This is a genomic window from Hymenobacter psoromatis (assembly GCF_020012125.1).
GTDB lineage: Bacteria > Bacteroidota > Bacteroidia > Cytophagales > Hymenobacteraceae > Hymenobacter > Hymenobacter psoromatis.
Genome location: NZ_JAIFAG010000001.1, coordinates 1,664,420 through 1,682,360 on the forward strand (window position 1 = coordinate 1,664,420; position 17,941 = coordinate 1,682,360).

Sequence of the window (17,941 nt, forward strand, 5' to 3'; positions counted from 1 at the left end):
GAATAGTATTACCCCGCTTGTTGATGGCTGCCGCTGCCGGATGAGTATCTCGTTCAGCGTCAGTACCTAACAATCAATAATCAACCCCAACCCATGCCCAAAGTAAAAACCAAGTCGGGTGCCAAAAAGCGCTTCAAGCTGACTGGCACCGGCAAAGTGAAGCGCAAGCACGCCTTCAAGTCGCACATCCTGACCAAGAAGAGCACTAAGCGCAAGCGCGCCCTCACCCACAGCGGCCTCGTCAGCTCGGCCGATATGAACCGGGTGAGTCAGATGCTGAACATCTGAGCAATTTGAGTAATGGGAGGAATTTGAGTAATGTTGTTCAGCAATGCTCTGCCATCCTAATTACTCAAATTACTTCCATTACTCAAATTACTCAATCACCAGGCTTCCGGCTGAAACATAAGCTGCTGCAAAAACAGCGCGCCGGCTGCCAAAAATAACTTAGGTTATGCCCAGGAGTGTAAACCACGTGGCCTCGCGCCACCGCCGCAAGAAAGTAATGCGCCTCGCCAAAGGCTACTATGGCCGGCGCAAAAATGTGTGGACCGTTGCGAAAAACGCCGTAGAAAAGGGCTTGCTCTATGCCTACCGCGACCGTAAGGTGAAGAAGCGCGAGTTTCGCGCACTCTGGATTCAGCGAATCAACGCGGGTGCCCGCGAGCACGGCCTCTCGTACTCGCAGCTGATGGGCGGCCTTAAGAAAGCTGGTATCGAGTTGAACCGCAAGGTACTCGCTGACCTCGCCCTGAACCATCCCGCCGCGTTTGCGGGTATCGTTGAGAAAGTGAAATAGTACGTGCGGGGCTAGCTCCGGCCTCTCGACTAATGCAGAAAAGCGCTTGCCCCCGGACGTGGAGGCAAGCGCTTTGTCGTTTCGGGACCAATTGCACCAACTTGCTACCCGCGAGTCAGTTTAGCGAGTGCCAACGTTCAGCTTCGGCCGGCCCGAACGCCAAACGCCGCCCCAACTCAGTTGGAACGGCGTTTGCAAACGTAGCGGGAGGCGGGCTTGAACCGCCGACCTCAGGGTTATGAATCCTGTGCTCTAACCAACTGAGCTACCCCGCCGGGGTGGTTTGGGAGCGCAAAGGTACAGAAAAAAGGGCTTTTTGCAAGCCACTGATAAAAAATACTTGTTTTCTTGCCCGCAGAGCCGCTTTTAGCGATTAGCGTCGGGCTCCTACCCCCTAGTTCTATGGCCATGCCCGCTACCGGTGCCAAGCATCGTTTCGAGATGGAATACGCGATAAACGCTTCCCTCAAAATCCTGTTTCCCTACATCGCTTCGGCTTCCGGCCTCGCGCAATGGTTTTGCGACGATGTGCGCCTCGACCCCGACCACCGACTCGATATGGTGTGGGACAAGCAGAGCCACTATGCCGAAATTGCGACTCAGCGCCCCGGCCGTAGCATCCGCTACGTATTTCTGGATGAGAATAAGCGCCCGCTAAGTGATGCCAGCTACCTGGACTTTACCTTAGAGTCGTCGCGGATTACGGACGAGGTATTTCTGCGCGTCACTGATTATTCGGAGCACCTGGATGAGCAGGAGCGGCTGGAATTGTGGGAAGGGCTCGTGGGCAAGCTACGCGAGCAAGTAGGGGGGTAGGCACCATCTTTGGGGGTAATGGCGTTAAACGGTGCGGTAAGCTAGCGCTTGCCGCGAGAAAATTGGTTAGGCAAAAGATACAAACCGGCCAGCTAACGCTTACCCTGCACTTTCGTGAAAAAGCTCGATAAACTCATTCTTAAAGCCTTTGCCGGGCCATTTTTGCTCACGTTTGCGGTGGTAGAATTTATTCTGCTCACGCATACGCTGTTGAAATACCTGGATGATATCGTGGGCAAGGACTTGGGCACGGGGGTGCTGCTCCAACTGCTGTTCTACTTCAGCGTACTAATTGTGCCCATTTCGTTGCCGCTGGCCGTGCTGCTCTCGTCGCTCATGACCTACGGCAACCTGGGCGAGCACCACGAATTAACGGCTATTAAAGCCTCCGGCATCGCCCTCACGCGCATTTTACGGCCGGTGTGGCTGGTGAGCTTGGTATTGGCCGCATGCGCGTTCTGGTTTAATGAGCGCATCGTGCCCAAGGCTAACCTGAAGGCGTATAGCCTACTGTGGGACGTACGCCAGAAAAAGCTGGCTCTGGACATCCGGCCAGGCGTTTTTTACAACGGTATTCCGGGCTACACCATCAAGGTAGATAAAAAGCTGGGACCCGAAAAGGATATCCTGATGGGTATTATGATTTACGACCACACCCAAAAATCGGGTAATACCACCGTGATGCTCGCCGACTCGGGGCGCATGTTTACCCGCTTTGGGGGGCAATACTTAGGCTTTGAGCTATTCCGGGGCCACAGCTACGTAGACCAGCCCGACGCGCAAAATCGCTCGGCGGCTTCTTTTGTGCGGGAGGGATTCAAGCGCAACATGATAACGTTTTCGCTGGCTTCGTTCAACCTCGACCGGACCAAGCAGGAGCTGTTTCAGACCAACCGGATGATGCTCAATATTCCGCAGCTCAAGCATGGCTCCGATTCCATTCAGCGCACCCTGAGCCGGGAGCGCCGCCAACTGCCCGCCCGCCTGGGGGGCTATTACACCTACCTGCGCCTCGATACGACGGGCCGCGCCCAGAACAAGCGGCTAGCCACCTGGCAGGTGCCGGCCAAGCGCCTACCCCCCCTCAACGCCTCCAATGTGGAGCAGGCTCTCAACCGGGCCCGCAACGTGAATTCGTTCATCACGGCCACTACGCAGCGGCTCTATGAGATTGCCCGCGACTCGGCCGAGTTTCGCATCGAGGTATATCGCAAATATACCCAATCGACGGCTGTGCTGCTCATGTTCTTAATTGGTGCGCCACTGGGCGCTATCATCAAAAAAGGCGGCCTGGGCATACCCATTCTGGTGTCGATTTTATTTTTTATCGTATTCTACGTGCTCGACACGATGGGCTCGAAGTACGGCCGCGACTTCCTACTGCCCGTGGGGGTAGGGATGTGGATTTCTAATGCCGTACTATTTCCGTTCGGCGTATTTTTTCTCTACCAAGCCTACAACGACTCGGGGCTGCTGGAGCTGGATTTCTGGCGGCGGCTGGCCCAGCGGCTGCCGCGGTTTCCGCGCTTGCGGCGGCTGGCACTGCCCTTGGCTGAATAACGCTTGGAATGCTGGCGCAAACTCCGTACCTTTGCACCCGCCCCGAGCTATGGGGCAGTTAATTTCTCCTATTTTTTAATCTAAGACGGGTTCTCCCTATCTGCCGATGAAACTCTCGACTGAGGCCAAACAGGTTATCTTCGAAAATAACAGCCTTCAGAAAGTAAACACCGATACGGGCTCCGCAGAGTCGCAAATCGCCCTGTTTACCCACCGCATCACGCACCTGACGGAGCACCTGAAGACCAACAAAAAAGACCACAGCACCCGCCTGGGCCTGCTGAAGCTGGTTGGTAAGCGCCGCCGGATGCTGGACTACCTCCAGCACCGCGAAATTAATCGCTACCGCGCCATTATCAAGGAGTTGGGCATCCGTAAGTAAGCCCGCCTTTTGAGAGTAGGGAGCCTTCCAAGCGAGGGTTCCCTACTCTTTTTTTTGCCCATTTTGAGTAGGGGCGGGGCTTGCCCCCGCCCGTCGTTGAACCGAAAGCTGGCCCTTGGCCAACGCCCGCCGTTGAACGATACCCGTTGCAGTCGGTTCAACGACGGGCGGGGGCAAGCCCCGCCCCTCCAATTCTTTTCCCCATGCCCGCTCCAAACGCGATTACCAAAACGCTGGCGCTGCCCGACGGCCGTCAGATTTCCATCGAAACCGGCAAGCTGGCCAAATTTGCCGACGGAGCCGTAGTCGTGCGCCTCGGCGATACCATGCTGCTGGCCACCGTCGTGTCGGCCCCCAGCCAGCGCGAAGGCGTAGACTTCCTACCCCTCTCGGTGGATTACCAGGAGAAATTCGGCTCGGCCGGCAAGATTCCTGGCTCATTTCAGCGCCGCGAAGGTCGCTTGAGCGACTACGAAATCCTCATTTGCCGCCTCGTGGACCGCATCCTGCGGCCCATGTTCCCTAAGGATTACCACTACGAGGTGCAGGTAATGATTACCCTCATCTCGGCCGATAAGGAAGTACAGCCTGACGCGCTGGCCGCGCTGGCCGCCTCGGCCGCTTTGTCCATTTCGGACATCCCGTTTGCCGGTCCGATTTCGGAGGTGCGGGTAGCCCGTATCGACGGTCAGTTCCAGATTAATCCCAAAACCAGCGACTTACAGCGCGCCGACATGGACCTCATTGTAGGTGCCACGGCCGACTCGGTAGCGATGGTGGAAGGCGAGATGAATGAAGTGAGCGAAGAAGAGATGGTAGCGGCCATTGCTTTCGGTCACGAGGCCATCAAAGCCCAAGTGCAGTTGCAGAAAGACCTGGCCGAGGCTGTAGGCCGCACGCCTGAGTCACAGCCCCGCGAGTATCCCAAGTACGAGGAAAATGAGGCGCTGAAAAAGCTTGTTCACGAAGGTATTTACCAAGGTGCCTACGACGTAGCACGCTTGGGCAATACCAGCAAAGGTGGTCGTAAAGAGGGTTTTACGGCCGTAAAAAAGGCGTTCCTAGAAAAGCTGGTGGCCGAGCAGCCCGAACTAGATATGAAGCAGTTCAGCCGCTACTATTCGTCGGCGGAGAAGAAGGCTATTCGCGACATGATGGTGAAGGAGCGCGTACGCCTCGACGGCCGTCAGCTCACCGAAATCCGGCCCATCTGGTCGGAAATCAACTATTTGCCCGGTGCCCACGGCTCGGCTATTTTTACCCGCGGTGAAACCCAGAGCCTGACCACGGCTACCCTCGGCACCAAGCTGGATGAGCAGATTGTGGACCAGCCGCTGACCAAGGGCTACTCAAAATTCATGCTGCACTATAACTTCCCCGGTTTCTCGACCGGCGAAGTGAAGCCCAACCGCGGGGCCGGCCGCCGCGAAATCGGCCATGGCAACTTGGCCGCCCGTTCGCTCAAGCGCGTGCTGCCGCCCGATGATGAGAATCCCTACACCATCCGCATCGTGTCGGACATCTTGGAGTCGAATGGCTCCAGCTCGATGGCGACCGTCTGCGCTGGCTCGCTGGCGCTGATGGACGCCGGCGTGAAGGTGCGCGCCGCCGTGGCGGGCATCGCCATGGGCCTCGTGCAGGATAAGGAAACCGGCGAATACGCCGTGCTGAGCGATATTCTGGGTGATGAGGACCACCTCGGCGACATGGACTTCAAGGTGACGGGTACGGAGAAAGGCATTTGCGCCTGCCAGATGGATATCAAAATCCAGGGCCTGAGCAATGAGATTCTGACCGCCGCGCTGCACCAGGCCCGCGAAGGCCGCCTGCACATTCTGCGCGAGATGGCCAAGACCATCGCCGCCCCGGCCGCCGAGTTGAAGGCGCACACGCCCCGCTCGCACAAAATGCTGATTGACAAAGAGTTTATCGGCGCGATAATCGGACCGGGCGGCAAAGTCATTCAGCAGATTCAGAAGGATACCAACGCCACGGTAATCATCGAGGAGAAGGATGAGAAAGGTCACGTGAGCATCTACGCTGCTAATCAGAACGATATGCAGGGTGCCATTGACCGCATCCGGGCCATCGCGGCGCAGCCGGAAGTGGGCGAAACTTACAAAGGCAAGGTACGCAGCATTCAGCCCTACGGCGCGTTCGTAGAGATTATGCCGGGTAAGGATGGCCTGCTGCACATTTCGGAGGTGACGCACGAGCGCATCGCCTCGCTCGAAGGCGTGCTGGAAGTGGGCCAGGAAATTGACGTAAAACTGGTGGATATTGATAAAAAAACCGGTAAGTATCGCCTCTCGCGCAAAGTGCTGCTCGAAAAGCAGGCGTAGTTTTTGAGCAAGGGAGTAGGCTGGTCCAACGGCCGGCCTACCCCCTGCCAAGTGGCCGGAAAGAACTTTCGCTCGTATAGCCTTGTTGATTTCGGTTAGATTGGAATAAGCTCACAAACTCTATTACCTTCCGAATAACTTCTTTAGAACTACCTAGTTAGCGCCGTTACCGATGAGACAGCTAAAAATCAGCAAGCAGATTACCAACCGCGAAAGTCAGTCGCTGGATAAATACCTCCAGGAGATTGGCAAAGTGGACCTGCTGACACCCGACGAGGAGGTTACGCTGGCGCAGCGTATCCGCGATGGGGACCAGAAAGCGCTGGAAAAATTGACTAAAGCTAACCTACGCTTTGTAGTGTCGGTGGCAAAACAATATCAGAACCAGGGTCTTAGCCTAGGTGACCTCATCAACGAGGGTAACCTGGGCCTCATCAAAGCTGCCAAGCGCTTTGATGAAACCCGCGGCTTCAAGTTCATCTCTTACGCCGTGTGGTGGATTCGCCAGAGCATTTTGCAAGCTCTGGCCGAGCAGAGCCGCATCGTGCGCCTACCCCTGAACCGGGTTGGCTCGCTGAATAAAATCAGTAAGTCGTTCTCGGAGTTGGAGCAGAAGTTCGAGCGCGAGCCCTCGCCTGAGGAAATCGCCGAAGTGCTAGAATTGACGACTTCGGAAGTGGTGGATACCCTGAAAATTTCGGGCCGCCACGTATCCGTTGACGCGCCGTTTGTGCAGGGCGAGGAAAATCGCCTGCTCGACGTGCTCGAAAACGAGGACGAGGAAAAGCCCGATTCGGGTCTGATGAATGACTCGTTGCGCAAGGAAGTGCAACGCGCCCTTTCCACCCTCACCAAGCGTGAGGCCGACGTAATTACGCTCTATTTTGGGCTGAATGGCGAGGCGGCTTTGACGCTGGAAGAGATTGGCGAGAAGTTCAACCTGACCCGCGAGCGGGTGCGCCAAATAAAGGAGAAAGCCATTCGCCGCCTGCGCCACACCTCGCGTTCAAAGGCGCTGAAGCCTTACTTGGGTTAATTTCTACGTAAATTCGTTAACTCGAAACCCCGGCCGTGAGGTTGGGGTTTTTTGTAGGGTAAGCTTTAGCTTACTATGCTTAAAAGAGATTATATTTTAGAAAATGGCAAGCTAAAGCTTACCCTACGTATGGAACATATTCATTGCCTGATTATTGGCTCGGGGCCGGCGGGCTACACGGCCGCCATTTACGCGGCGCGGGCCGGCCTGCAGCCCGTCATGTACATGGGCTTGCAGCCCGGTGGCCAGCTGACGATTACCAATGACGTGGAGAATTTTCCGGGCTACCCCGATGGCGTGATGGGGCCGGAAATGATGGAAGACCTCAAAAAACAGGCTGAGCGCTTCGGCACCGATGTGCGCTACGGCATCGCCACAAAGGTGGACTTTTCGGGGCATCCGCACAAAGTGACGATTGATGAAACTGTTGAATTGACGGCCGATGCGGTGATTCTGGCTACCGGCGCGTCGGCTAAGTGGTTAGGCCTACCCTCCGAGGCGCGGCTCAACGGGTCGGGCGTATCGGCCTGCGCCGTGTGCGACGGGTTCTTTTACCGAGGCAAGGACGTAGCCATTGTAGGGGCCGGTGACACGGCTGCCGAGGAAGCCAATTACCTCGCCAACCTGTGCTCGAAGGTGTACATGCTGGTGCGCAAGGATGCCATGCGGGCCTCTAAAATCATGCAGCAGCGGGTACTGAACAATCCCAAGATTGAGGTACTGTTCGATACGGCGACCGATGAAATCCTGGGCGAGCACGCCGTGGAGGCGGTGCGGGTAAAGAATCTGCTGACGCACGAAACCCGCGAAATTCCCGTTCATGGGTTCTTCGTGGCCATTGGCCACGAGCCCAACTCCAAGATTTTTCAGAACTATCTGCACCACGACGAGCAAGGCTACCTCAAAACCCTGCCCGGCACGGCCAAAACCAACGTGGACGGCGTGTTTGCTTGCGGCGACGTGCAGGACTTTACCTACCGGCAGGCCGTAACGGCGGCCGGCACTGGCTGCATGGCCGCGCTCGATGCCGAGCGCTACCTGGCCGGTTTGCACGGGTAGCAACTCCTGCGGGCGGGGGCAACCAGTTGCCCGTAGAGGCGACTTTTTTTCATTAACGCGCAGCCAGAGCCCGCGCTCGGTTCTGGTTATTTATTTTGGGTTTCGTTTGATTTTCCCCAAGCACTTTTCCCGCCCGCTCGCGCTACTCCTGCTTCTTGCCTGCTGGCTGGGGAGTAGCGCGCCCGCGCTGGCGCAACACCGCAAGAAAGCGGCGGCCCCGCGCAACCGCGACTTCTTTCGGGTGCGCACGCCAACTATGCGCTACGTGAAGCCGGATACGACTACCATTATGGAGACGGAGGAGATGCCCGATGCGAAGTCGGATGCCGCCAAGTCTATCTTCAACCCGGCCCGTAAGCTCAGCATTGTGAGCGAGGACACAACCACGCTCAACGAGGGTGGGCAGGAAATTGTGGAGATGTCGGACCAGGTGCTTATTGACTCGTCGTGGGTGAGGGTGGCGGGCTACTACGCCATCTGGGATACGCACAATATCAACCCCTACCGGGTGGATGGCCGCCGCATCCGCGATACGCTCACGCTGCAGCTCACGGACCCCAGCCGGCAGCGCTTCGCCCGGATGCCGCTGGTAACTACTCCCATTACGTCGGGCTTTGCCTTTCGCTGGGGGCACTGGCACTTTGGGGTAGACCTGGACCTAGAAACCGGCGATTCGGTGCGGGCGGCCTTCGATGGAGTAATTCGTATCAGCAAGTGGGATGGCGGCGGCTATGGTAATTATCTGCTTGTGCGCCACTATAATGGCCTCGAAACCCTCTATGGGCACTTGAGCAAGCCGCTGCTGCCGGTAGGTACCTTCGTGCGAGCTGGGCAGGTGATTGGGCTGGGGGGTAGCACAGGTCGTAGCACGGGCTCGCACTTGCACTACGAGGTGCGCTACGAGGGTAATCCTATCAATCCAACTTACCTCTACGACTTTCCCGATTACCAGCTGCGAGGCGAAACGTTTACCATCACCTCGTCGCTTTTCAACTACTATAATCAGGCCCTGCACCGCGGCCGTAGCAGCCGCAGTCACCGCGGCGAGCCTAGCGCCGCTCGTCAGGTAGCGACCCATAAGATTCGCCCTGGTGATACGCTTTCCGAAATCGCTGACCGCTACGGCGTGCGCGTAAGTACGCTTAAGCGGCTGAACCCCAGCCTGCGCGGCAAGCTTCAGCTGGGGAAGAAGCTGCGGGTTAAGTAATAATCTAGTAATTGCTTATTTGGTATTTCTGCTATATTTCGCGGTAGAAATGTTAAATTGAATAAGTCCTAAGAAAGACGGTCATTTGACCGTCTTTCTTAGGACTTATTCAATTTAGTGAAGCACAGGCTAAGTGCCTAGTGCACTCGCTCACGGTGAATCTGGCGGCTGTCGTGATTCAGTTCGCCGTTAAGCTGCTGGCGCTGGCCGGCAGTAAGGCGGCCTCCGTCGGCGCGACGCTCGGCGTGCGCCTGTGCTTGAATACCACGGTCTTCGCCCCGCAGCTTACGGGCCTGGCGGCGATTTAGCTGGCCGTCGGCCCGGCCAGCGGCAACGCGGTTATGCTGATTTTCAACACGCTGGTTAATCGTCTGGGCTTGGCTAGTGAAAGCCAGGGCGAGTCCGCAGGCAAACGGCAACAGGAACTTTTGCATGATAAAAGATAAATGGTGGTTGGTTGGGTTGTAGTGTTTTGATGAAGGGATACAATCAGAGTTTAAGCTACCGGCCCAAAATTTATTTTGCCGGCTGATTAGGACGGAAAATTGTCGGGCGGTGGCAGCGATACCTTTGTAGCAACCAGCCGATATGCTGGCATTTGTACTATGAAGCTTGCTATTCTGGCCTTGGGGGCCCACCCCGATGATGTAGAGATGTCGTGCTCAGGCACGCTGCTGGCGGCCGTGGCGGCGGGCAAGAAAGTGGGCATCGTGGACTTTACGCGCGGCGAGCTGGGCACGCGCGGCACCCCCGAAATCAGGGCGGCCGAGTCGGCGGCGGCCAGCAAAATTCTCCAACTCAGCGCGCGTGAAAACCTGGGCTTACCCGACGGCTTTTTCAAAAATGACCGCGAGCACCAGCTGCCGCTCATCGCGGCCATCCGGCGCTACCAACCCGACATTGTGCTTTGCAATGCCATCTCGGACCGGCACCCCGACCACGGCCGCGGCGCGCAGCTTGCCACCGATGCCTGCTTTCTGAGCGGCCTGCGCATGATTGAGACGCTCGGGGGAGATGGCCAGCCGCAGGCCGCCTGGCGGCCCAAACACGTGTATCACTACATTCAGGACCGCCAGATTCCGGCCGATTTCGTGGTAGATATTACCCCGCATTGGGCCGGCAAGTGGGCTAGCATCAATGCCTACGGTACGCAGTTTTTCAATACCAATGCCGACCCTACGGCGCCGGTAACCTACCTCTCGGGCCAAACGTTTTCGCACTTCATGGAAGCCCGCGCCCGCGAGTTTGGGCACCTGATTGGGGTAGAGTTTGGCGAAGGCTATACCGTGGAGCGGCCGATTGGTGTGAAGGAGCTGGGCGACCTGATTTAACCATTTGTCCTGGCGAGCATGTTGCGCAACATGCTCGCCAGGACAAACGGGGGTAGCGCCTTACACCTTCACGGCGGCTCGCTCGGCGCGGATGGCTTCCACGGGCACGGGGTCTTGGGCCTGCTCAGGCGGGTCGCGCAGCAGGTCGTGGGTAGCGGTCGCGGGCTTAACGGTGAGCGGGACTTTCTCGATGGCTACATCGCTGGTATCGAGACCGAAGAGCTGCTGGTCGGAGATGGCGAAGCGGTTGACGAAGAAGTAGCCGTTCAGGATAAAGCGCTCCTTGAAGCTAAGCTGATTATCATAGCTAAGCACTTTTTCGAGCACCACAAAGCGGAAATCGCCAGGCATCTGGTAGCGGGCCAGCGAGTCGTAGCGCGAGGTAATGTCGATTTCACCTTCCTTACCCATCTGCTCCAGTACGCGGCGGAATAGCAGATTAAGGCGCGGCTGCACCCGGAAGCCCAGCTTAAAATTAATCTTGTAGGCCACGCCGGGCACTAGTTCTTCCACCGAATAGCGGGTCGAGTACGGGTCCGTGAGGATGCTCATGTTGATGAACCAGTAGCGGTCAGCGCGTTTGGGCTGCTTGCGCAGGATGGAATACATGATTTCGTTTTCCAGCTCGCCGGGCTTCTTGCTGTGGGTGAGGTACACGAGGTTGCTGGCGTATTTGGTCACCGACTCATCCTGGCTCAATTCGAGGAGGGTAGGCTTGGTGCCGGCCACCGACACCAGGGTCAGCAGGCTGTTCTTGATTTCGCGGCCGCGGTAGCCCACGTACATCATAAAAATCAGGCCCCACTCGAAGACCAGGATGCCCAGCCGGTTGAGCAGCTTGGTGACGTTGGCAATAAGAAAGGACATTTCGACGGTGAAAAAGACCAGCATGAGCAGCCCCACCACCGGCACTGCCCAATGCTTGACGCCGCGCAGGTACTGCGACAGCAAGATGCTGGTCATCAGCATGGCCACCGTGATGCTGAAGCCGTAGGCCGCCGTCATGGCCTCCGACGTTTTAAACCAAAGCTGCACGCACACGCAGCCAAACCACAGCAGCCAGTTGATGCTGGGCACGTAAATCTGGCCGCGCTGGTCGGTGGGAAACAGCACCCGCACCTTGGGCCAGAAACGCAGGCTGACGGCCTCCGAAATAAGCGTGTAGGAGCCCGAAATGAGCGCCTGCGAGGCAATAATGGTGGCCAGCGTGGCCAGGATGATGAGCGGCACGAGGGCCCACTGCGGGGCAATCATGAAAAACGGGTTCTGGTTGCCGGCCAGCGAGTGACCCACGTGGCCCATCGTCCAGGCGGCCTGGCCCAGGTAGTTGAGGACTAGGGCGCTTTTCACAAAAACCCAGGAGGTGCGGATGTTCTTGCGCCCGCAGTGGCCCAGGTCGGAGTACAGCGCCTCGGCCCCGGTAGTGCATAGAAATACCGCGCCCAGCAGCCAGAAGCCTTTTGGATATTCGGTTAATAGCCGGATGGCGTACACCGGGTTGAGGGCGGCCAGCACACCGGGGTAGTGCAGAATCTGGGCGATGCCCAGCGCCGCAATGGCCGAAAACCAGAGCAGCATTATCGGCCCGAAAGCCGCGCCCACTATCTTGGTGCCAAACTGCTGAAACGCGAATAGCAGCGTGATGATGGCAATCACGATGATAACAATGGTTTCGGTGTTGAGGGAAGGGTAGAGAAGTTTCAAGCCCTCAATGGCCGACGATACCGAGATGGGCGGCGTAATAATGCCATCGGCCAGCAGCGTGCCCGCCCCGATGATGGCCGGAAACAGCAGCCAGTGCCCGCGCTTTTTTACCAGCGAGAACAGCGAAAAAATGCCACCCTCGCCGTGGTTATCGGCCTCCAGCGTGAGCATGATGTACTTAATAGTGGTCTGGAGCGTGAGCGTCCAGAACACGGCCGATACGCCGCCGTACACCAGCAGCTCGCTCACCGGCCGGTCGCCGATGATGGTCTGGAACACGTAGAGCGGCGACGTACCGATATCGCCGAAAATGATGCCTAGCGTGACCAGCAACCCCGCCGCCGTGACGCGCCGCAGGTGGATGTTGTCTTCAGTAGGAAGGGTAGACATAAGGTAATGGGTGATGGGTAATAAGTAATGGAGTAGTCCGGTACGCTCAGGCCACTGGCAGCGTGAAGTAGAAGGTGCTGCCCTGGCCGGCGGTGCTTTCTACGCCCAGCTCGCCGCCCTGGCTGGCGATGAACTCGCGCGAGATGCTCAGGCCCAGGCCGGTACCGTGGTCGTCGGCCGCGCCGGGGGGGGTAGGGGCGGGGCCCTGGGCAAAGCGCTCGAAAATGCGCTGCTGGTCGGCTGCCGCGATGCCGGGGCCGTGGTCCTGCACCTGCACGCGTACGGCCCGCTGGTCGGGGGTAGGGGCCGCACTGAGCAGAATATGGCCCTGCTCGGGCGAGTAGCGCACGGCGTTCACCAGCAGGTTGAGCAGCACCCAGGCGGTTTTTTCATGGTCGGCGCGGATGGCCGGCAGGTTGGCGGGCAGCTGGGTATCGAGGGTGAGGTGGCGGGCCCGCAGCTGCAAGTGCAGCGGTGCGGTAGCGGCGGCCACCAGGTCGGCCACGGCCAGCGGGCGCGGGTCGAGGGCAATGCCCTGGCCGGCGTCGAGGCGGGCTACGGTCAGCAGTTCACCCACCAGGCGCAGCAGGCGCTGGTTTTCTTCCTTAATGGTCGCCACAATCTCCTGCTGCTCGGCGTTGAGGCCGCCCACGCGCGGGTCGTGCAAGAGCTTGAGGTTGAAGTTGATGCTCGAAAGCGGCGTTTTCAGCTCGTGCGCGGCCGTGGCCAGGAAGTCCGATTTAGTCTGGTCGAGCTGCCGGAAAGCCGACACGTTGCGCAGGGCCAGCACCGTGCCCACGGCTTCCATCTGGTCGCGCGCCTCATTAAAGGCCACCGCCTCGTGCACCGCCAATTGGTAGTGCGCCGGCGCGCCATCGGCCCCTACCACCGAAAACGGCTGCGGGCCCACTGGCCGCTGGGCCACCGGCAGCAGCGCCGGAGCCAGCAACTGCGCAAAAACCGGGTTTTCCTGGGCCAGCTCGGCGGCCGGGCGACCCAGCACGCGGCTTTCGGGCAAGCTGAGTAGGGTGCAGGCGGCGGGGTTAGCCACGAGCAGGCGGCGGCTGGGGTCGAGCAGGAAAATCGGCTCACCCAGCGTTTGCACGAGGCCGCTGGTGCGATTGCGCTCGGTTACCACGTCGGCCAGGCTGTGGCTGCGCACGTCCTGTACGTGCACCAGCAGGCGGTTAAAGGCGGCCGTTACCTGGCCCACCTCGTCGCTGCTTTCGATGGGCACGGTGGCCGCGAAGTCGGTACGCGTGGCGTGGTCGAGGCTGGCAGTCAGCTTGCGCAGGCCGCCTACGGCCGCTTGCGGCACGCTGCCCACCAGCATCAGGCCCACCAGGGCGCTCAGCACGCTGAATAGCAGTAAATAATTTTTGGCTTGGGCGGCGGCGTGCATAGCCTGCCCGTTTTTGCGGGCCAGGGCTGTCAGGTTCAGGGCCACCACGCGGTGCGTGAGCTGGCGTAGCTGCGCTTGGCCGGCGGCGGCACTAGGGCCGGGGTAGGCGTTCAGCACCTGGGTAAGGCTATCGACGAGGCGGCGTTCGCCGGGCTCGGTGATGTTGGCGGCCTCGCGGGCCAGCAGGCTATGCAGGCGACCCAAGGTGGGCGTGGCGGCCGGGTCGGCGGTGAGGTTATCCAGAGCCTGCAACATGCCCTGGCCCAGTTGCACCGAGTAAAAATTATCCTGCAATACCGCCCGGTTGGCCCGGTCGAGTCGGCTCAGCGTGACGGAGGCGTAAAAGGAAATGCCCAGCAACAACCCCAGCATAGCCAGGAAACCCAACGTTATTTTGGTGTGCAAACGCATAGTGGCAACCGGTGTGCGCCGCTGATGCGGTGCCGGTAAGCCAGCAGTAGCGAATGAAGGGCCTTACGTGAAAAAGTAGGGAGCAGGGATGGGTTTTAGACTGATAATCAGCTTAATAAATTTGATATTATTAAATCCAGACGCAGCACTTCAACTGCTAGGCAAGTCATTTTGACCCGGTGGCCAGGTCAAAAAGTGGCACGAATACGAGGCTAGAAAGCCTGTCATTGCGAGCAACGCGAAGTAATCGCGCCAGAATAAGTCGTGCGGGTTATCGTTTTGGCGCAATTGCTTCGCAGGCTTGTAATGACAGGTAATTATCCTATGCGCACTACTCCCTGCTCCCTATTCCCTACCCAGTCCAAATTCCTCAATCTTGCGGTAGAGCGTCTTTACACTGATGCCGAGCTGGCGGGCGGCTTCCATCTTGTTGCCGCCGGTTTCGCGCAGTACCTGGCCAATGTGGCGGCCCTCCACGGCGCGCAGGCTGCGGTCGGCGGGGTCAGGGGGGGTAGGGGCCGCGGCGGGCAGGTATTGAAACTCAGGCGGTAGGTCGTCCACGGTCAGGGGCTGATTGTCAGCGGCCAGGATGGCGGCGCGCTCCAGCACGTTTTTGAGTTCGCGCACATTGCCGGGCCAGGGGTAGCGGGCCAGGCGGGCCAGCGCTTCGGGCTCGAAGCCAGGCAGGCGCTTGCGCAGCTTGGCGGCAAAGAGGCGCAAAAAGTGCTCGGCCAGCGGGGCCACGTCGGCGGGGCGGGCGCTGAGCGGCGGCACCGCCAGCTCAAACACCGAAAGGCGGTAGTATAAATCGGGCCGAAAATGACCTTCGGCAGCTTCCTGGCGCAGGTTGCGGTTGGTGGCCGCGATGAGGCGCACGTTCACTTTCGTGGGCCGGGTATCGCCAAGTTTGGTAAATTCCTGGGTTTCAAGTACCCGTAGAAACTTGGCCTGCACGGCCAGGTCCAACTCCCCGATTTCATCCAGAAAAAGCGTGCCGCCGCTGGCTTCTTCTAATAAGCCTTTTTTATCCGAAAGCGCGCCGGTAAAAGCGCCCTTCTTGTAGCCGAATAACTCCGATTCCAATAAGTCTTTCGGAAAAGCGCTGCAATTGACGGCCACGAAAGGCTTGCCCCGCCGCGCGCTGGCCTGGTGAATGGCCTGGGCAAAAAGCTCTTTGCCCGCGCCGGTTGGCCCTTCGAGCAGCACCGTGCTGTCGGTGGGAGCCACGCGCTCGGCCAGGGCCTTGGCCTTACCTAGCGCCGCCGACTGCCCAATCATGGCCTCAAACGTGTATGGCTGGCCCACCTGCTTTTCCAGCTCGGCCACGCGGCGGCGCAGCTGGGCCTTCTCCACAGCGCGGGCCACCACCACCACCAGCTGGTCGTCGGAATCACCTTTCGTTAAGTAATCAAACGCGCCCTGCTTCATGGCCCGCACGCCGTCGGGCACGGTGCCGTAGGCGGTGAGCAGGATGATTTCGGCCAGCGGGGCGGCGGCCTGGTAGCGTGGCAGCAGGGCCACGCCGTCGCCGTCGGGCAGCTTCACATCGGAGAGAACGACCAGGATTTCGCCGGCGTGCTCGGCCAGCAGTTGCAGGCCGCGCCGGGCGTCAGGGGCTTGCAGCACGGCGTAGCCTTCCAGCTCCAACACCCGCGCCAGCACCTGGCGCAGGCGGGTTTCGTCTTCAATCAGGAGCAGGGTAGGCGGGGAGGACATAGGGGGTAGGGCAGCGGCACGAACCTCGTAATTCGCATCCCCGCGCAAGTTGGGCGGTAAACTACCGAAGCGCGAACGCGAACTACAAAGTTCGCGCTACTGCAAGCCCAGCAGCTGGTCGGCGTTCTGATAAGCCAGCTTGGCTATGTCGGCCGGCGGCAATTGCAGGCCCGCCAAAAACGCGTGGCCCGCCGTGTTGGGGGCAAAGGGATAATCGACGGAAAACAATATATTATCCAAGCCAAACGTAGCCAGCGCGGCTTCCAGCGGCGGGCGCGTGAAGATGCCGCTGGTGGTAATGTACACCTGGTCGCGCAGCGTCTGGCTGATGCTGCGCGGCAGCTTGGTCTGGCTGGGGGGCATCGTCTGGTCGGCGCGGGCCATCATCACGGGCAGCATTTCGCCCATGTGGCCGATGATGAGCTTGAGGCGGGGGTAGCGTTCCAGCGTACCGCTCACGATGAGCCGTAGCACGTGAATGGCGGTTTCGGCGTGCCAGCCAAAGCCCGCCATGGCCAGGTTCTGGCCCAGTCCATTGGGTAGGTTTTCGTAGTAAATGGCCCGCACCGGGGCGGGCGGCACCCCAGGATGCAGATACAGCGGCACGCCCAGCTCCTGGGCCTGCGCCAGCAGCGGCGCAAACTGCGGGCTATCGAGAAATTGATTTTGAACCGTGCCGCTAATCAGCGCCCCCCGAAAATGATGCTCGCGCACGGTGCGCGCCAGCTCGCTGGCCGCCGCCTCGGGGTTGGTGGTGGGCAGGTGGGCAAAACCGGCAAAACGGTCAGGATGCGGGGCAATGAGTCCGGCCAGCCGGTCGTTGTACTCGCGCGCGAAAGCCGGGCCTTCTGCCGGTGACAGCAGCTCGGCCCCCGGTCCCGAAATGGATAGTACCTGCATCGTGATGCCGGCCTCGTCCATCAGGCGCAGGCGCTCGGGGCCAACTTCGGCCAGCTTTTGCTGCTGTTGCTGCACAGGTGAGTTTGGGTCATCGTCGGCGGGCCAACCTGACTGCTGCCGGGCAGCCGGGCTGATGCGCTTAATCATGTCGGGTAGCGAAACATGTTCTTCGAGCGCTACAATGCGCTGGGGCAGGGGTAGGGGCGGCATAAAAAAGCAGGGTAGAAAAGTGGAAAAGGAGTTGGCTGCAAACGGCCAGCTTGCTGCCAGCGTTACGGGCTTTGCTGATTAACAAAAGATAATTGCGGAACAAAAAGGAAAAATTTCCGTTTCATAAAGAAAAATTTCCCATCTTTACCGGGTCTTTGCCCAGTCGTATGGGTCTAGTCCACTTTTACTTGTCCGATGCTTGTCACGCCAACCTACGTTTCCAGCCACTTGCCGGCGGCGCTGACCAGCCTGGCCGCCGTTGTCACCGATTCCTTCGCCCTCGTGATGGAGGCGCGCTCCGGTGTGCCTGCCAAATCGGCCTTCGCCGTGGCTAACTTATTGCTGCTGAGCACCGATGAGCTGGCCGACCTGCTGCACACCACCACCAAAACCCTGCGCACCTACCGCGATGCCAACAAGCGCTTGGCCCCGGCCGCCAGCGAGCAGGTGCTCAAGCTGTTGGCCCTGGCCCGGCAGGGCGGCGAAGTATTTGGCGAGCCCACGGCGTTTCGGCGCTGGCTGGGCAAGCCCGCGTTTGGCCTCGACAACCAGCCGCCCCTCGCCCTGCTCCAAACCAGCGGCGGCATCGACCTAGTAGCCGAGGAAGTAAGCCGCATTGCCTACGGCGACTTTGCCTGATTTTTTTAAGCACTTAGCTTTCGTTCAGGAAAAAAGC

At 59.1% G+C, this 17,941-nt stretch carries 16 protein-coding genes and 1 tRNA gene; 11 read left to right on the forward strand and 6 right to left on the reverse strand.

The features are described from left to right. The first annotated feature begins 93 nt into the window (after window positions 1-93). Both rpmI and rplT read left to right on the forward strand, forming a co-directional pair. A complete protein-coding gene (rpmI, locus tag LC531_RS07125) occupies window positions 94-288 on the forward strand; it encodes a 50S ribosomal protein L35 (protein ID WP_068333789.1) in 195 nt (64 codons plus the stop codon). 166 nt (window positions 289-454) lie between these two features. Beyond that, window positions 455-799, forward strand: coding sequence for a 50S ribosomal protein L20 (rplT, locus tag LC531_RS07130; RefSeq protein ID WP_068333791.1), 345 nt, complete (start codon window positions 455-457; stop codon window positions 797-799). Between the two features lie 201 nt (window positions 800-1,000). Here the strand turns inward: rplT and LC531_RS07135 are convergent. Continuing rightward, window positions 1,001-1,074, reverse strand: a tRNA-Met gene (locus LC531_RS07135). Window positions 1,075-1,201: 127 nt separating this feature from the next. Here LC531_RS07135 and LC531_RS07140 point away from each other — a divergent pair. The 7 genes from LC531_RS07140 (at window position 1,202) to LC531_RS07170 (ending at window position 9,201) form a co-directional block, all read left to right on the forward strand. Continuing rightward, a complete protein-coding gene (locus LC531_RS07140) occupies window positions 1,202-1,615 on the forward strand; it encodes an START-like domain-containing protein (protein ID WP_223649622.1) in 414 nt (137 codons plus the stop codon). Window positions 1,616-1,729: 114 nt separating this feature from the next. Beyond that, window positions 1,730-3,175, forward strand: a complete 1,446-nt coding sequence (locus tag LC531_RS07145) for an LptF/LptG family permease (protein ID WP_223649623.1) — start codon at window positions 1,730-1,732, stop codon at window positions 3,173-3,175. A 106-nt stretch (window positions 3,176-3,281) separates the two neighbouring features. Next, the gene (gene rpsO / locus LC531_RS07150; RefSeq protein ID WP_223649624.1) at window positions 3,282-3,557 is read left to right on the forward strand and encodes a 30S ribosomal protein S15; all 276 of its coding nucleotides are present in this window, start codon (window positions 3,282-3,284) and stop codon (window positions 3,555-3,557) included. Window positions 3,558-3,760: 203 nt separating this feature from the next. Further along, the gene (gene pnp, locus LC531_RS07155; protein ID WP_223649625.1) at window positions 3,761-5,899 is read left to right on the forward strand and encodes a polyribonucleotide nucleotidyltransferase; all 2,139 of its coding nucleotides are present in this window, start codon (window positions 3,761-3,763) and stop codon (window positions 5,897-5,899) included. A gap of 172 nt (window positions 5,900-6,071) precedes the next feature. After that, the gene (locus LC531_RS07160) at window positions 6,072-6,935 is read left to right on the forward strand and encodes a sigma-70 family RNA polymerase sigma factor (RefSeq protein WP_068333804.1); all 864 of its coding nucleotides are present in this window, start codon (window positions 6,072-6,074) and stop codon (window positions 6,933-6,935) included. 129 nt (window positions 6,936-7,064) lie between these two features. Next, window positions 7,065-7,994 carry a thioredoxin-disulfide reductase gene (gene trxB / locus LC531_RS07165; RefSeq protein WP_223649626.1) on the forward strand — a complete coding sequence of 310 codons (930 nt, stop codon included), beginning with the start codon at window positions 7,065-7,067 and terminating at the stop codon, window positions 7,992-7,994. 106 nt (window positions 7,995-8,100) lie between these two features. Beyond that, window positions 8,101-9,201, forward strand: a complete 1,101-nt coding sequence (locus LC531_RS07170; RefSeq protein WP_223649627.1) for a peptidoglycan DD-metalloendopeptidase family protein — start codon at window positions 8,101-8,103, stop codon at window positions 9,199-9,201. Window positions 9,202-9,338: 137 nt separating this feature from the next. Here LC531_RS07170 and LC531_RS07175 read toward each other — a convergent pair whose 3' ends face one another. Further along, window positions 9,339-9,635 (reverse strand): hypothetical protein, encoded by a 297-nt coding sequence (locus LC531_RS07175; protein ID WP_223649628.1) that lies wholly within the window; start codon window positions 9,633-9,635, stop codon window positions 9,339-9,341. A gap of 171 nt (window positions 9,636-9,806) precedes the next feature. On the opposite strand from LC531_RS07175, the gene bshB1 reads away from it, so the two are divergent. Continuing rightward, entirely contained in the window at window positions 9,807-10,532 is a 726-nt protein-coding gene (gene bshB1 / locus LC531_RS07180) for a bacillithiol biosynthesis deacetylase BshB1 (protein ID WP_223649629.1), read from the forward strand. Between the two features lie 60 nt (window positions 10,533-10,592). Here the strand turns inward: bshB1 and LC531_RS07185 are convergent, their stop codons facing one another. The 4 genes from LC531_RS07185 to LC531_RS07200 all read right to left on the reverse strand — a co-directional run bounded on the left by LC531_RS07185 (window position 10,593) and on the right by LC531_RS07200 (window position 17,265). Further along, window positions 10,593-12,626, reverse strand: a complete 2,034-nt coding sequence (locus tag LC531_RS07185) for a KUP/HAK/KT family potassium transporter (RefSeq protein WP_223649630.1) — start codon at window positions 12,624-12,626, stop codon at window positions 10,593-10,595. 46 nt (window positions 12,627-12,672) lie between these two features. Beyond that, window positions 12,673-14,439, reverse strand: coding sequence for a sensor histidine kinase (locus LC531_RS07190; RefSeq protein ID WP_223649631.1), 1,767 nt, complete (start codon window positions 14,437-14,439; stop codon window positions 12,673-12,675). Window positions 14,440-14,784: 345 nt separating this feature from the next. Next, complete coding sequence (locus LC531_RS07195; protein WP_223649632.1) at window positions 14,785-16,155, reverse strand: sigma-54-dependent transcriptional regulator; 1,371 nt, start codon at window positions 16,153-16,155, stop codon at window positions 14,785-14,787. Window positions 16,156-16,251: 96 nt separating this feature from the next. Further along, a complete protein-coding gene (locus tag LC531_RS07200) occupies window positions 16,252-17,265 on the reverse strand; it encodes an amidohydrolase family protein (RefSeq protein ID WP_223649633.1) in 1,014 nt (337 codons plus the stop codon). Between the two features lie 195 nt (window positions 17,266-17,460). Between LC531_RS07200 and parS the strand changes: the two genes are divergently transcribed. After that, window positions 17,461-17,904, forward strand: a complete 444-nt coding sequence (gene parS / locus LC531_RS07205) for a type II RES/Xre toxin-antitoxin system antitoxin (protein WP_223649634.1) — start codon at window positions 17,461-17,463, stop codon at window positions 17,902-17,904. Window positions 17,905-17,941: the final 37 nt, after the last annotated feature.